General features: G+C 32.7%; 12 protein-coding genes. 7 read left to right on the top strand and 5 right to left on the bottom strand.

The window, feature by feature from the left end; translation table 11 throughout:
- The first annotated feature begins 2 nt into the window (after window positions 1–2).
- A complete protein-coding gene (gene glmS, locus AC3VJB_RS13320; RefSeq protein ID WP_047788216.1) occupies window positions 3–1,859 on the top strand; it encodes a glutamine--fructose-6-phosphate transaminase (isomerizing) in 1,857 nt (618 codons plus the stop codon).
- 50 nt (window positions 1,860–1,909) lie between these two features.
- On the opposite strand, the gene AC3VJB_RS13315 is transcribed toward glmS, so the two are convergent.
- Window positions 1,910–2,869: an endonuclease/exonuclease/phosphatase family protein gene (locus tag AC3VJB_RS13315; protein ID WP_047788215.1), complete on the bottom strand. Its 960-nt coding sequence runs from the start codon at window positions 2,867–2,869 to the stop codon at window positions 1,910–1,912.
- A 335-nt stretch (window positions 2,870–3,204) separates the two neighbouring features.
- Between AC3VJB_RS13315 and AC3VJB_RS13310 the strand changes: the two genes are divergently transcribed.
- Window positions 3,205–3,537, top strand: a complete 333-nt coding sequence (locus AC3VJB_RS13310; RefSeq protein WP_125064411.1) for a hypothetical protein — start codon at window positions 3,205–3,207, stop codon at window positions 3,535–3,537.
- Window positions 3,538–3,614: 77 nt separating this feature from the next.
- On the opposite strand, the gene gdhA is transcribed toward AC3VJB_RS13310, so the two are convergent.
- Window positions 3,615–4,958: an NADP-specific glutamate dehydrogenase gene (gdhA, locus tag AC3VJB_RS13305; RefSeq protein WP_047788213.1), complete on the bottom strand. Its 1,344-nt coding sequence runs from the start codon at window positions 4,956–4,958 to the stop codon at window positions 3,615–3,617.
- A gap of 191 nt (window positions 4,959–5,149) precedes the next feature.
- Between gdhA and pheS the strand changes: the two genes are divergently transcribed.
- The 3 genes from pheS (at window position 5,150) to AC3VJB_RS13290 (ending at window position 8,097) form a co-directional block, all read left to right on the top strand.
- Window positions 5,150–6,169, top strand: a complete 1,020-nt coding sequence (gene pheS / locus AC3VJB_RS13300) for a phenylalanine--tRNA ligase subunit alpha (protein WP_073182468.1) — start codon at window positions 5,150–5,152, stop codon at window positions 6,167–6,169.
- A 72-nt stretch (window positions 6,170–6,241) separates the two neighbouring features.
- Entirely contained in the window at window positions 6,242–6,637 is a 396-nt protein-coding gene (locus tag AC3VJB_RS13295; RefSeq protein WP_073182467.1) for a hypothetical protein, read from the top strand.
- A gap of 89 nt (window positions 6,638–6,726) precedes the next feature.
- Window positions 6,727–8,097, top strand: a complete 1,371-nt coding sequence (locus AC3VJB_RS13290) for an alanine/glycine:cation symporter family protein (RefSeq protein WP_167712515.1) — start codon at window positions 6,727–6,729, stop codon at window positions 8,095–8,097.
- Here the strand turns inward: AC3VJB_RS13290 and AC3VJB_RS13285 are convergent.
- Window positions 8,087–8,431, bottom strand: a complete 345-nt coding sequence (locus AC3VJB_RS13285; protein ID WP_167712516.1) for a HopJ type III effector protein — start codon at window positions 8,429–8,431, stop codon at window positions 8,087–8,089. The two genes, AC3VJB_RS13290 and AC3VJB_RS13285, sit on opposite strands and share 11 nt — an antisense overlap.
- A 182-nt stretch (window positions 8,432–8,613) precedes the next feature.
- Between AC3VJB_RS13285 and aspS the strand changes: the two genes are divergently transcribed.
- Entirely contained in the window at window positions 8,614–10,368 is a 1,755-nt protein-coding gene (gene aspS, locus AC3VJB_RS13280) for an aspartate--tRNA ligase (RefSeq protein ID WP_047788209.1), read from the top strand.
- Window positions 10,369–10,560: 192 nt separating this feature from the next.
- Complete coding sequence (locus AC3VJB_RS13275) at window positions 10,561–12,333, top strand: chloride channel protein (protein ID WP_073182464.1); 1,773 nt, start codon at window positions 10,561–10,563, stop codon at window positions 12,331–12,333.
- On the opposite strand, the gene glpQ is transcribed toward AC3VJB_RS13275, so the two are convergent.
- On the bottom strand, window positions 12,323–13,300 hold the full coding sequence (gene glpQ / locus AC3VJB_RS13270) for a glycerophosphodiester phosphodiesterase (protein WP_520980976.1): 978 nt from the start codon (window positions 13,298–13,300) through the stop codon (window positions 12,323–12,325). The genes AC3VJB_RS13275 and glpQ overlap by 11 nt on opposite strands.
- A 3-nt stretch (window positions 13,301–13,303) precedes the next feature.
- Window positions 13,304–14,797 (bottom strand): YfcC family protein, encoded by a 1,494-nt coding sequence (locus tag AC3VJB_RS13265; protein WP_167712519.1) that lies wholly within the window; start codon window positions 14,795–14,797, stop codon window positions 13,304–13,306.
- Between the last annotated feature and the right edge of the window lie 71 nt (window positions 14,798–14,868).

Raw genomic sequence — 14,868 nt, 5'->3', positions numbered from 1 at the left:
GTATGTGTGGAATTACTGGATATATTGGACATAGAGAAGCTTATCCAATTGTAATTAATGGATTAAAGCGTTTAGAATATAGAGGTTATGATAGTGCGGGAATCATGATGTATGATGGTGAAACAATGCACTTATCAAAAACCAAAGGAAAAGTTTCTGATTTAGAGACAATTACAAACAAAGAAGAAAAAAGAAAAAATGGCAAAATAGGCATTGGACATACTCGTTGGGCAACACATGGCGTTCCTAATGATATAAATTCTCATCCTCATTTTTCTCAATCTGAAAATCTTGTAATTGTTCATAATGGAATTATAGAAAACTATGATACCATTAAAAAAGAATTGCTTTCTAGAGGCTATGAATTTAAAAGTGATACCGATACTGAGGTTTTAGTAAACCTTATTGAAGAAATAAAAAAAAGCGAGGAATGTAAATTAGGAAAAGCTGTTCAATTAGCTTTAACCAATGTAATTGGAGCTTATGCAATTGCTGTTTTTGACAAAACAAAACCTAATGAATTAGTCGTAGCTCGATTAGGTAGCCCTATTGCTATTGGGGTTGGAAAAAACAACGAAGAGTTTTTCGTAGCTTCTGATGCTTCTCCTTTTATTGAATATACAAAAGATGCTATTTACCTTGAAGATGGTGAATTAGCTATTATAAAAAAGGATAAAGGGATTAAAGTTCGTAAAATTGAGAGTGATAAAGAAATTGATGCGAATATTCAAAAACTACAATTAAGTCTTGAACAGATAGAAAAAGGTGGTTATGATCACTTTATGTTGAAAGAAATATATGAACAACCTAAAGCTATTATAGATACTTACAGGGGAAGAATGTTAGCTAATGAGGGAATTATACGAATGGCTGGTGTTGATGATAATATGTCTAAATTCTTAAACGCAGACAGAATTATCGTTGTAGCTTGTGGTACTTCTTGGCATGCAGGGTTGGTTGGAGAATATCTTTTTGAAGATATGGCACGTATTCCTGTTGAAGTTGAATATGCCTCAGAGTTTAGATATCGTAATCCTATTATTACCCCAAAAGATGTAGTAATTGCCATTTCTCAGTCTGGTGAAACAGCTGATACTTTAGCTGCTATTAAACTTGCTAAATCTAAAGGAGCTTTTGTTTTTGGTATTTGTAACGTAGTAGGCTCTTCAATTGCTAGGGAAACACATGCTGGTGCTTATACGCATGCTGGTCCAGAAATTGGAGTAGCTTCAACTAAAGCATTCACAACACAGATAACAGTACTTTCTCTAATTGCTTTAAAACTAGCACAAGCTAAAGGAACTTTATCAACATCTGCAGTAAATACTTATTTACAAACGATGCAACAAATTCCTACTCAGGTAGAAAGTTTATTGAAAATTGATTCCCAAGTTAAAGAAATAGCAGCCGTATATAAAGACGCTAAAAACTGTTTGTATTTAGGTAGAGGGTTTAACTTTCCTGTTGCTTTAGAAGGGGCTTTAAAACTAAAAGAAATCTCTTACATTCATGCTGAAGGGTATCCTGCTGCTGAAATGAAACACGGACCGATTGCCTTAATTGATGAAAACATGCCTGTTTTTGTCATTGCAACAAGTAGAGGACATTACGAAAAAGTAGTAAGTAATATTCAAGAAATTAAGTCTCGTAGCGGTAAAATAGTAGCAATTGTTACGGAAGGTGATGAAACAGTTAAGGAAATAGCTGACCATGTAATTGAAATACCAGATACAGAAGAAGCTTTTTCTCCTTTATTAACTACAATACCACTCCAGTTACTTTCATACCATATAGCAGTAATGTTGGATAAAAATGTTGACCAACCAAGAAACTTAGCAAAATCGGTTACTGTAGAGTAACAATTGATTTTATTCAAAATACAAATCCTGAGAGTTTTCTCAGGATTTTTTTATCTATCTTTTTCTAGAGTAATATAAACAGGAAAATGATCTGAAAACCCGCCCTTATAAAAAGGTCCTATAAAAGTTCTAAACGGACTTCCTTCATATTTCCCATTGAATATTTTTAACCAATCTCTATTATAAATTTTTGCATCTAAAAATGTGTACTTACTTTTTTTCTCATCAAAAAAATCTCTAGAAAACATAATCTGATCAAATAAATGCCATTCTTTGAAATGAGTGGTTGTTCCTTTACCTCTTTTATATAAAGGCTTCATTGGGTTATACAAATCATCTGACATCAAATACTCTTCAACACTTTTATTTACGGGGTTATCATTAAAATCTCCCATAATAATAAACTTTGCAGTACTTTCTTCTTCTTTAATCTTATCCATAACACTTCGAGTCAATTGGGCTGCTTTTATCCTATTATTTTCAGTTTCTGACACCCCTTCTCTACGTGAAGGCCAATGGTTAACTAAAACGTATACTATTTCATCATTAAGCATCCCTTTAACCACTAATAAATCACGCGTATAATCTACCCCACCTTCTTCATCGTTTAATAAAAGTGAATGCGTTTCTGAAAATATAACCTTAAAAAAGTCTTTGTTATACATCAAAGCAACATCAATACCTCTTTCGTCTGGTGAATCGTAATGAACATAATCATAATTAAATCTTGACAGGTTTTTGTGCTTTACTAAATCGTTTACAACAATGGCATTTTCAACCTCAACCAATCCTATAATAACAGGTGGATATGCTGATTGGTTATTTCCTAACTGACTAATAACAGATGTTATTTTTCTAAGTTTATGACCATACTTTTTTCTATTCCATCTTAGTTTACCATTTGGTGTAAAATCATCATCAAAAGTATTTGGATTATCTACAGTATCGAATAAATTTTCAACATTATAAAAAGCAATCGTATATCTATTTTTTCTCTTATTTGCTGTCATTTAAAAAAATTATCATTCGAAAATACAAAAATCAAGCAAGCTTTATAACATAAAGCTAACCTTAAGTATTTAGGTATTCGATAAATTTTAAAAAACAATCTTATATATTTTAATAAAAATCACTAAACTGTTTAAAATTCATCAAAAAAGAAACTTAAAAAAAGAAATATATTCAATATTAATTATTTGTAAAACAGTTATAAGGCGCTTATTTATTTTACTTTAAAACAATATTTTATTAATTACCAACATCCAATTAAAAGCCTCATTTACAATACTTTTACAGTGTTAAATTTTAACAAACAAACTTAAAACAAACCCTAAAACTCTAAAAAATGAAAAAGTTATTTGTATTAATGTTCGTCACTCTAATGAGTACTTCAGTTTTTTCAACAAACGAAAATCCTGCAAAAGAGAAAATTAGAACAAAAATCGTTGAACTATTAGGTAACCCTAACTTTGTTCTAGATAAAGAAGTAAAAACTACCGTAGAATTTTTAATAAACAAAAACGGAGAAATAGTTATTTTGAATGTTAACTGTGATACTGAACAAGTTTGTCACTATGTAAAAAGCAGATTAAATTATAAGTTTATAAATAATGAATTTAAGTTAAAAAACCATATTTATAAAATGCCTTTAACTATACAGAAAAGTAGTAGTAAGTAATTACTTACCGATTATCCCCTAATAAAAAAGCCTCATAGAAATATTTCTATGAGGCTTTAATGTTATTATCTATAAAATTATACCGCTCCTTGATCCAACATTGCATCAGCAACCTTAACAAAACCAGCAATATTTGCTCCTTTTACATAATCAACATACCCACCTTCTTGTGTACCATATTTTACACAAGCTTCGTGAATATTATTCATAATAGAATGTAACTTGCTATCTACTTCTTCACGAGTCCAAGACAAACGTAAAGAGTTTTGAGACATTTCTAATCCAGATGTTGCTACACCTCCTGCATTTGAAGCTTTACCTGGTGCAAATAAGATTTTTGCATTTTGGAATACTTCAATAGCTTCTGGAGTAGATGGCATGTTTGCTCCTTCTGCAACACAAATACATCCATTATCAACTAATACTTTTGCTTCATCTCCATTTAACTCATTTTGAGTTGCACATGGCAAAGCCACATCACACTTAGTTCCCCAAGGTCTTTCACCTTTGAAGAATTTTGCTGATGGGTATTTTTCTACGTATTCATGGATTCTTCCACGTTTTACATTCTTTAACTCTTGTACAAAAGCTAATTTTTCAGCATCAATACCGTCTTCATCATAGATATAACCTGATGAATCAGATAAAGTAACCACTTTAGCTCCTAATTGAGTTGCTTTTTCAGTAGCATATTGCGCTACATTACCAGAACCAGAAACAACTACAGTTTTACCCTCGAAAGAATCTCCTTTGGTTTTTAACATGTTTTCTGCAAAGTAAACATCACCATAACCTGTAGCTTCAGGACGGATTAATGAACCTCCCCAAGAAGCTCCTTTACCAGTTAATACTCCAGTAAATTCGTTACGTAAACGCTTGTATTGACCAAACATGTAACCAATTTCACGACCTCCAACACCAATATCTCCAGCAGGAACATCAGTATCAGGTCCAATATGACGTGCTAACTCTGTCATAAATGATTGACAAAAAGCCATTACTTCACGGTCAGACTTTCCTTTAGGATTAAAGTCAGATCCTCCTTTACCACCACCCATTGGTAAGGTTGTTAATGAGTTTTTGAAAACTTGCTCAAATCCTAAAAATTTTAAGATTGATAAGTTTACTGAAGGATGAAAACGTAACCCTCCTTTATAAGGACCAATTGCTGAGTTAAACTCAACTCTATATCCTCTGTTTACTTGAGTTTCTCCGTTATCATCAACCCAAGGCACTCTAAACATAATAGTACGTTCAGGTTCAACCATACGCTCTAGTAATTTCTTACCCTGATATTTTGGATTATTTTCTATAAACGGAATTACTGTTTCTGCTACTTCATGTACAGCTTGCAAAAACTCTGGTTCGTATGCATTACGTTCTTTTACGTAATCCATAAATGCTTGTATGTTAGATTCCATAAACTTAGTTGTTGTTCTGTTATTTTATAATATTAACAATTTTACTATGCAAATATAATTATTTTACTATTCGTTAATTTCTATTTTACCGTTTATTTCCCTTATTTTATTGGTGTTTATGCAAACCCTATTAAAAGTCCTTTTTTTTAGACAAAAAAACGTAAATTTGCACCTTAACTTTTGGAAAGATTATGTTAGACAAGGTAAAAGAATTGATTGAAGAGGTAAAAGCTTTTAATACCACTTCAAAAGAAGAAATTGAAACATTTAGAATTAAATATTTAGGAAGTAAAGGAATTTTAAAAGATTTATTTACTGAATTTAAAAATGTACCTAACGACCAAAAGAAAGAATTTGGGCAAACCATAAATTTACTTAAAACTTCAGCTGAAGATAAAGTAAATTCTTTAAAAGAGGCTATTGAGAATGCTGTTGAGGAAAAAGGTGTTTATGGTGATTTAACGCGTCCATCTGAACCAATCAACTTAGGTTCTCGACACCCGATTTCTTTAGTAAAGAATCAAATTATAGAAGTATTTAACCGTATTGGTTTTACTGTTTCTGAAGGACCAGAAATTGAAGATGATTGGCACAACTTTACTGCTTTAAATTTACCAGAATATCACCCGGCACGTGATATGCAAGATACTTTCTTTATTGAAAAGAATCCTGACACATTACTAAGAACACATACCTCATCAGTTCAGGTGCGTTATATGGAAAACAACGAACCTCCAATTCGTACCATTTCTCCAGGACGTGTGTTTAGAAACGAAGATATTTCAGCACGTGCACACTGTATTTTCCACCAAGTAGAAGGGTTATATATAGATACTGACGTTTCTTTTGCCGATTTAAAACAAACCTTATTATACTTTACCAAAGAAATGTTTGGTAAATCTAAAATACGTTTACGTCCGTCGTACTTCCCATTTACTGAGCCAAGTGCAGAAGTAGACATTTACTGGGGATTAGAAACTGAAACCGATTACAGAATTACCAAGGGAACTGGTTGGTTAGAAATTATGGGATGCGGTATGGTAGATCCTAATGTTTTAAAGAACTGTAATATCGACCCTACAAAATATAGTGGTTATGCTTTCGGAATGGGTATTGAACGTATTGCAATGTTGTTATACCAGATTCCAGATATTCGTATGTTCTATGAAAATGACAAACGTTTCTTAGAACAATTTAAATCTGTAATTTAATTTTAAAGATAAATTCAAAAAATAAAAGACGAAAGCGTTAAACTTTCGTCTTTCCGTTTTAAAAAGTTTTCAATGAGAAAAGATATTGAAATCCCTAAAGTAACAGGTGTAGAAATCGCAGTAGTTTTAGAAACTAATGAAATTGATGGTAAAGAGGATTGGAATGTATACATTCTAAACAGAAAAGATGTTGATTTAGAAATGGTCGTAATTGTTTCACAAGGATTTTCAGATACTAAAACTACTTCTATTTTCAGAAGAAAAATAGATACTCTTCCTGCAAATAGTTATCAAAAGTTTGAATTAATGCAACCTGAATTGTTCGATTTAGACAACCGTTTTCAGGTAACATTTTTTGAAGACAACAGACTACATGATAAAACTTTTATTTTTCAAGCAGAAACCATTCAAAAAGGCTTTTTAAGAGACATTGAATTCTTAGGAAAAAAAGGAATTGTTTGTAAATAAAAATTCACAAAAGAACGATAGTTGTTAAATCACAGCTATCGTTCTTTTTTTACTATCACTTTTTAGTACTTTCGTAAAAATCCTATTTCATGTTTTTAAACATTCAAGACTCAGTTGCTCAATTTTCTTCTTGGGTATGGGGAATTCCCTTACTAATTTTATTAATTGGTGGTGGATTATACCTTTTTATCTATTCAGGGTTAATTCCGTTCAGGTACATTGGTCATGCTATTGCTATTTTAAGAGGAAAATATGACAAAGTAGACTCTCCTGGAGATTTATCACATTACGAAGCCTTATCATCTGCTATTGCAGCTACGGTAGGAATGGGAAATATTAGTGGTGTTGCCATTGCCATTGCAACAGGTGGTCCGGGTGCTATTTTTTGGATGTGGATTAGTGCTTTTGTAGGTATGGCTACCAAATTTTTCACCTGTAGCTTATCAGTAATGTATCGCGGAAAAGATGAAAACGGAAACGTAAAAGGAGGTCCTATGTATGTAATTACTGAGGGTTTAGGAAAAAAATGGAAACCTTTAGCACTATTCTTCTCAGCAGCTGGATTGATAGGTACACTACCTGCATTTCAGGCCAACCAACTAACACAAACATTAGTAGATGTTTTTCAAATACAAGAATCCAGCCATTTTACAGCTAAATTACTATTAGGTATTTCTACTGCTATTATAGTGGCCATGGTTATTTTTGGTGGAATTAAACGAATTGGTAGTGTTGCAGGAAAATTAGTTCCCATAATGGTTGTTATTTATTTACTTACTGTTTTAACCATTTTATTTTTGCGATTAGAACAAGTTCCATCTATTTTTTCTTTAATTTTTGAGGATGCTTTTTCAGGAAAATCTGTTTTAGGTGGTGCTTTAGGGGTTTTGATAATCACTGGAGTAAAACGTGCTGCTTTTTCTAACGAAGCTGGCTTAGGTACTGCACCTATGATGCATGGGACTGCAAAAACCAAAGAACCAATCCGTGAAGGATTAGTCGCTATGCTGGGGCCTGCTATTGACACCTTGTTAGTTTGTTCTTTAACTGCATTAGCCATTTTAGCCTCAGGAGTTTGGGAAAACTTTGAAGGTAATGGAATTTCTATGACACTGGCTGCATTTGATGCGGTACTTCCTTACAAGATTGGAAGTATTATTTTAACCATTTGTGTATTAATATTTGCTTTCTCAACACTGTTCACCTACTCTTTTTATGGATTGAGTTGTTTAAGCTTTTTAACTAACACCAAGATTGGAAAATCATACAATTATATTTACATCATTACTATTGTAATTGCTTCTATTATAAAATTAGACTTTGTTATTAACCTAATTGACAGTGCTTATGCTTTAATGGCAATTCCTACTGTGCTTTCAACACTAATTTTAGCGCCAAAAGTAAAGAGAGAAGCTGCTAAGTATTTTCAGAAGTTAAAAAGAGGAGCTTTTAATGTTTAGCCAAGGGCTCTCCTTCAAAAAGTAAGCCTTCAAAACCTGTTTTTATAAAGTTTCTAATATTTTGATGATCTGTTCCTTCTGGATTATTTAAAACATCTTCAAAATAATACTTTCCAAAACACGCTAAGGTTTCCTTTTTACTAAATCCCTGCTGTATAGCAAACGAAAATACTTTACACGAACCTTGATTTTTTTCAGCTTCGTTGTATAAACTTCCATTTTTAAAGGCAGTAGGAGTGAAACTATACAGACTTTCAATTACCGAAATAGTGTCAGAAAACTCAACTTTTTTTGGTGTATTTTGTATGGTTTGTTTAAATACGTCTAATGTCATTTGAAAAAGGTTTTTATACTGCAAAACAAATGATTTAAAGTCATAAAAACTAAGTCGTGGTAATTTTTTACAAACTAACATTTATAGTTAAATTTGCACAGCAAAAATTTCTAGATTCCGAAACAAGTTCGGAATGACAAATTTGTAAGAAATCTCGCTATGCGAGAATAAAATTTTTAAAAATGTACAGAACGCATACTTGTGGTGAGTTAAGAGCATCGCACATTAATACTGAAGTTACCCTTTCTGGATGGGTACAAAAATCACGTGATAAGGGTTTTATGATTTGGGTAGATTTACGTGACCGTTACGGAATTACACAGTTAATCTTCGACGAGGAACGCACTTCTAAAGACTTAATGGAGAAGGCAAAAACTTTAGGGCGTGAGTTTGTAGTACAAGTTACTGGAAAAGTTATTGAGCGTCAATCTAAAAACGCAAATATTCCAACAGGTGATGTAGAGGTTTTAGTATCTAGTTTAGAAATTTTAAACGAAGCTAAATTACCACCTTTTACAATAGAAGATGAAACGGATGGAGGTGAAGATTTACGTATGAAATATCGTTATTTAGATATTCGTCGTAACCCAGTTAAAAACAGCTTAGTTTTCCGTCATAAAGTATCGATGGAAGTTCGTAAATATTTATCTGACAAAGGATTTATTGATGTGGAAACTCCATATTTAATCAAATCCACTCCAGAAGGAGCACGAGATTTCTTAGTACCTTCTCGTATGAATGCTGGTCAGTTTTATGCCTTACCACAATCACCACAAACCTTTAAACAGTTGTTAATGGTAGGTGGTATGGATAAATACTTCCAAATTGTAAAGTGTTTTAGAGATGAAGATTTACGTGCCGACCGTCAACCAGAGTTTACACAGATAGACTGCGAAATGGCGTTTGTTGAGCAAGAAGATATTTTAGAGATTTTTGAAGGAATGACGCGTCATTTATTAAAAGAAATCAACGGAGTTGAAGTAGACAAATTCCCAAGAATTACGTTTGATGAAGCCATGCGTAAATATGGTAACGACAAGCCAGATATTCGTTTCGGAATGGAGTTTGGTGAGTTAAACGAAGTAGCACAGCACAAAGATTTCAAAGTATTTAATTCAGCAGAATTAGTAGTAGGAATTGCTGTACCAGGAGGAGCTTCATACACTCGTAAAGAAATTGATAAATTAATTGATTGGGTAAAGCGTCCGCAAGTAGGAGCTTTAGGAATGGTATATGTGAAATGTAACGAAGATGGAAGCTTTAAATCATCGGTAGACAAGTTCTACGACCAAGAAGATTTAGCTAAATGGGCTGAAGCTACAGGAGCGAAGGCTGGAGATTTAATCTGTATCCTTTCAGGAAATACTAACAAAGTTCGCGCGCAATTAAGTGCGTTACGTATGGAACTAGCAGAACGTTTAGGTTTGCGTAAACCAAACGAGTTTGCTCCGTTATGGGTAATCGATTTCCCATTATTAGAGTTAGATGAAGAAACAGGTCACTACCACGCAATGCACCACCCATTTACTTCTCCAAAACCAGGTCAGTTAGCATTATTAGATACTGATCCAGGAGCTGTAAAAGCAAACGCTTATGATTTAGTGTTAAATGGAAACGAAATTGGTGGAGGATCTATTAGAATTCATGATAAAGAAACACAAGCTATCATGTTTAAGCATTTAGGATTTACCGAAGAAGAGGCAAAAGCTCAGTTTGGATTCTTAATGGATGCTTTTGAATACGGAGCACCACCTCACGGAGGTTTAGCTTTCGGTTTAGATCGTTTGGTAGCTATTTTAGGAGGTCAAGAAACCATTCGTGATTTTATTGCTTTCCCTAAAAACAATTCAGGACGCGATGTAATGATTGATGCTCCTGCAACTATAGACGATGAGCAATTACAAGAATTGAGCATTAAACTAGATATTAAAGGGTAGTCTACCTTGTTACAAAACAAGAGGGTTACCACATCGAATACAATTTACTTCGTAATAACCAATAAAAAATCCCGTTCTAGAATTAGAATGGGATTTTTCTTTTTTATAAAAACCTACAACTTTTCTTAATAAATTATATCTTTAATTATTCATATTTAGCTTTTCAAAAATTAACTAAGCATCTAGAACACAATGCCTACATCTAAAGAAGCTTATAAAAAAATATTAATTTGGAGATACAAACATATCTCTGAACGACAGTTTGTATATGTTTTAAGCATTTTAGTAGGGTTTTTAGCGGGTATTGGTACCTTAATTCTTAAGAACCTTACTTTTTACTTCCATCGTATTTTAGAAGATGGACTTATTAAAGATTATCATCATTCATTATACTTTATTTTTCCTATCATCGGGTTATTTTTAGTGTATTACATTAAAAAATATCTAATTAGAAAAGATATTGATCATGGTATTTCTACTACTTTACAATCTATTTCTAAAAAGAATGGAATTATTGAACGTTATAAAATTTATGCTTCATTAATTACCGCTCCTATAACTGTAGGTTTTGGAGGTTCTGTAGGGCTACAAGGCCCTGCTGTAAGTACTGGTGCTGCCTTAGGCTCTGGTGTTGCTAGGCTTTTTCATATGAATATGAGAACTCGTATGCTGCTAATTGGTTGTGCTACCGCTGGTGCGATGTCTTCAATGTTCAAAGCTCCTATTGCTGCTATCATTTTTGCAGTGGAAATTTTTAGTTTGGATCTTGCTTTTGCATCTTTAGTTCCTTTATTATTAGCATCGGTTTCAGCGGTGATTACTTCTTATTTCTTTTTAGGAAAAGATGTATTATTTAGTGTACAACTACAAGATGCTTTTGAAATTAACGATCTTATCTTTTACATAGCCTTGGCTATTTTTACAGGGTTTTCTTCTGTATATTTTTCTAAAATCTATTTTAGAATTATTAATTTTTTCAAAAAATACACTCCTTTTAAACGATTAGTATTTGGTGGAATTGCCATTGGTATAATGCTGTTTTTAATTCCTCCTTTATTTGGTGAAGGTTATGGAATTATCAACAATTTATTGTCTGAAAATGCCAGTGCCGCTCTTAAGAATATTCATTACAACATTGATTTTAATAATGTTTGGATGGTTATTATTTTTCTGTTAATTATTGGTGTTTTTAAAGTAATTGCCATGACTACTACTTTTGCTGCTGGCGGAGTTGGTGGTATTTTTATTCCTACACTTGTTATGGGAAGTGCTTTGGGAAATGTTACTGCTAAAATTATCAATCAATTCGGGTTTGATGTCTCAGAAACTAACTTCACATTGATTGGTATGACGGGCTTAATGGCTGGTGTTTTACACGCACCTTTAACGGCTATTTTCTTAATTGCTGAAATAACTGGAGGTTATGATTTATTTGTTCCATTAATGCTTGTTTCTGCTGTTTCCTATGCTATTACCAAGTATTTTGTATCAAATTCTATTTACACAATTGAACTAGCAGAACGTGGCGAGTTAATTACGCATAACAAAGATAAAAATGTGATGATGATGATGAAAACGAGTCAAATTATTGAAAAAAACTTTGTGAAAATTCATCCTGAAATGAGTCTTGGAGATATGCTAAAAAAAGCAGTTGCCAAATCAAAACGTAATATTTTTCCTGTGGTTGATAATGAAGATAAGTTTATGGGAATTGTTTTATTAGATGATATCCGCCCTATGATGTTTAATCAAGAATTATATGAAACTACAAAGGTAAGAGATATTATGAAAATTGCTCCAGCAATTATTTTTTATAATGACACCACTGAAAAAGTCATGCAAAAATTTAAAGAAAGTGGCGCATGGAATTTACCCGTGGTAAAAAACAGAGTGTACATTGGTTTTATTTCTAAATCAAAACTACTTTCAGTATATAGAAAAAAATTGTTAGAGGTTACTGTGTAGCTAAAAACTGAACCATTTTATCTGGAAAATCGGCAAAACCGCCATCAACATTTGCTTCAAAAAACAGTACTTGCATCATTTCTTCAAAAGAAGAAAACTCACCCAATTGATCTGCTCTAAAAGTATATGGATGTACTTGTAGTCCTAATTTGTGAGCATCTTTAACTAGTGTTGTAAACTGCCACTTCTCTCCTACTTTTTTATCTAAAATTTGCTTGTACCAAGGTCCCAACCCGTCTGCATACGATGCGAAATGTGCTAATTCTTTGGTTTCTTCAGGGAACTCAATTAATTGTACTAAGAATAATTCGGACTTCAATTCTTTTCGAACTCTTTCCAATTCTTTCGCATCAAAACATTGAAACATACATTTATCGTTCGTTGTTTTGTAGCCATAGCTTGAAAGGATATCCAACGAAATTTTAGCAATATCTTTTCCATTTTTATGATGAAATGCTGGGTTTTTAATTTCTGGATAAATTCCGATATTTTTTCCTGTGGAAGCATTTAGTCCTTGAATTAGCTCTATTTCCTCTTGTAAAGAGTGTAATTTAAAGTTGCCTCTCCCCTTCGGAAATCGATTCGGGTACACTTGTTCTCCTGTTTTCGGATTAAAACGTTCTGTTACATTTAGTTTTTGTAATTCTCCAAACGTAAAATCAATTACATAAAAACGTTCATCTTCTCGTTTTTTTTCTGGATATTTTTCAGCAACATCTGTAACATCATCCAAATAAATATCATGAATAACAATTGGAATGTTATCTTTACTCAATACTAAATCTTGTTCTATATAATCAGGATTCATTGCGTATGCCATGGCTTTGGCTTCCATCGTGTGTTCTGGTAAGTATCCTGAGGCTCCTCGATGAGCGATTACAACTTTCTCTTTCATATTGGTCAGTTTAGTTTCTGGCTTGCATCCGAAGAAAAATATCAAGAAAAACAGCGCATAAATTTGTTTCATTATTTACAAGTATACTTGGGCGGTTAAAACTAGCATTGTAAAAATTGTTAAGATAATTACTAACGGAATTACAAACTTTAACCATTTATCATATCCTACTTTCACAATGGCTAAAGATGCCAAAATTAAGCCTGTTGGGTTGATAAAAGCAAACAACCCCATACCATATTGATAGGTATTTACAATAACTTCTCTACCAACACCAACTGTATCTGCCAACGGAGACATGATGGGCATCGTTAATACTGCCATTCCTGATGAACTTGGAATAAAAAATGATAGTCCTGAATAAATGAATAACATTACATTGGTAAAAATTCCTTTAGACATTCCTGTAGTAAACTCGCTTGCGTGTTGTAAAATAGTGTCGCTTATTAAACCTTGTTCCATTAATACGGAAACTCCTCGTGCAATACCGATAATAAAAGCAACTCCTAATAAATCTCCAGCTCCTTTAATAAACGTGTTTACAAAGTTTTCTTCTTTCATCTTAGCTAGAAAACCTATTAAAATAGCACCTATTAAAAACACCACGGTCATTTCTTCAAACCACCATCCTAAACGAGATACTCCATAAATCATAATTACAAAACACATGGTAAAAATGGTTAATATAATTCGTAGTCTACCTGTTAAGCTATGTGTACTTGATGTTGAGCTGCCAAAAAGACTTTCAATCATTTCTTTTTGATCGTAAATAATGGATTTTGTTGGATCTTTTTGAACTTTGTTTGCATAACGTAAAATATAAATTACACAAATGATAATTCCTCCAATTAGCATTAACAACCTCCCTGTAAAGCCAGTAGTCCAATTAATTCCTGCTGCATCTGAAGCAATAATAACACTAAACGGGTTTACCGTTGAACACATTGTACCTATAGACGACCCAATATACACACAAGCTAAAGCTACTATAGCATCGTATTTTGCTGCTAAAAATATGGGAATTAGTATTGGATAAAAGGCAATGGTTTCTTCTGCCAACCCAAAAGTTGTACCTCCTACAGCTATTAAGGTTGTTACCACAAATATAAGCCAGTACTCTTTTCCTTTCAATGTTTTTGCTAACCAAGCTATTCCAGCATCAAAAGCACCTGTGAAATTCATTATTCCTATAATTCCTCCTAAAATCAGGACAAATAAAATAATATCTGACGATTGAATGATTCCTTTTATTGGCGATTTAAAAAAGTCTAAAAAACCCTGTGGTTTTGGGGCTAGCTGAGTATACGTTCCTGGTACACTGATTGGTTTTGCGATATCACCGTTGATAAACTTTTCTAATGGAATTTTAATTCCTAAGCTTTCTAATGTTTCTTGACTTGCCTGTATTGTTTTCTCTTCCTCTAAGTGTAAATACGTAAATGAATTATTGTTTTTCTGATACTGTAACGTGTCAAACTTACCTGCTGGTACAAACCATGTTAAAATAGCTACCAACCCAGCAATTAATAATAAGATAGTATGCGGAGTTGGGAATTTAATGTTTTTCAAAATAAAAAGTTATTATTTATCCGCATAAAAGTAAAAAAAACCAAGAGATGTACATCTCTTGGTTTTAAAAT

The organism is Tenacibaculum sp. TB-53 (assembly GCF_059716285.2).
Note: the sequence above shows the minus strand (reverse complement) of the source record. Positions and strands in the feature narration are given on the sequence as shown.

Bases quoted from the DNA above. Each gene is read 5' to 3' on its own strand.
- AC3VJB_RS13285 (WP_167712516.1), bottom strand. From the start codon at position 8,431: ATGACATTAGACGTATTTAAACAAACCATACAAAATACACCAAAAAAA.
- glmS (WP_047788216.1), top strand. From the start codon at position 3: ATGTGTGGAATTACTGGATATATTGGACATAGAGAAGCTTATCCAATT.
- gdhA (WP_047788213.1), bottom strand. From the start codon at position 4,958: ATGGAATCTAACATACAAGCATTTATGGATTACGTAAAAGAACGTAAT.
- AC3VJB_RS13315 (WP_047788215.1), bottom strand. From the start codon at position 2,869: ATGACAGCAAATAAGAGAAAAAATAGATATACGATTGCTTTTTATAAT.
- pheS (WP_073182468.1), top strand. From the start codon at position 5,150: ATGTTAGACAAGGTAAAAGAATTGATTGAAGAGGTAAAAGCTTTTAAT.
- AC3VJB_RS13290 (WP_167712515.1), top strand. From the start codon at position 6,727: ATGTTTTTAAACATTCAAGACTCAGTTGCTCAATTTTCTTCTTGGGTA.
- AC3VJB_RS13310 (WP_125064411.1), top strand. From the start codon at position 3,205: ATGAAAAAGTTATTTGTATTAATGTTCGTCACTCTAATGAGTACTTCA.
- AC3VJB_RS13275 (WP_073182464.1), top strand. From the start codon at position 10,561: ATGCCTACATCTAAAGAAGCTTATAAAAAAATATTAATTTGGAGATAC.
- aspS (WP_047788209.1), top strand. From the start codon at position 8,614: ATGTACAGAACGCATACTTGTGGTGAGTTAAGAGCATCGCACATTAAT.
- AC3VJB_RS13295 (WP_073182467.1), top strand. From the start codon at position 6,242: ATGAGAAAAGATATTGAAATCCCTAAAGTAACAGGTGTAGAAATCGCA.
- glpQ (WP_520980976.1), bottom strand. From the start codon at position 13,300: ATGAAACAAATTTATGCGCTGTTTTTCTTGATATTTTTCTTCGGATGC.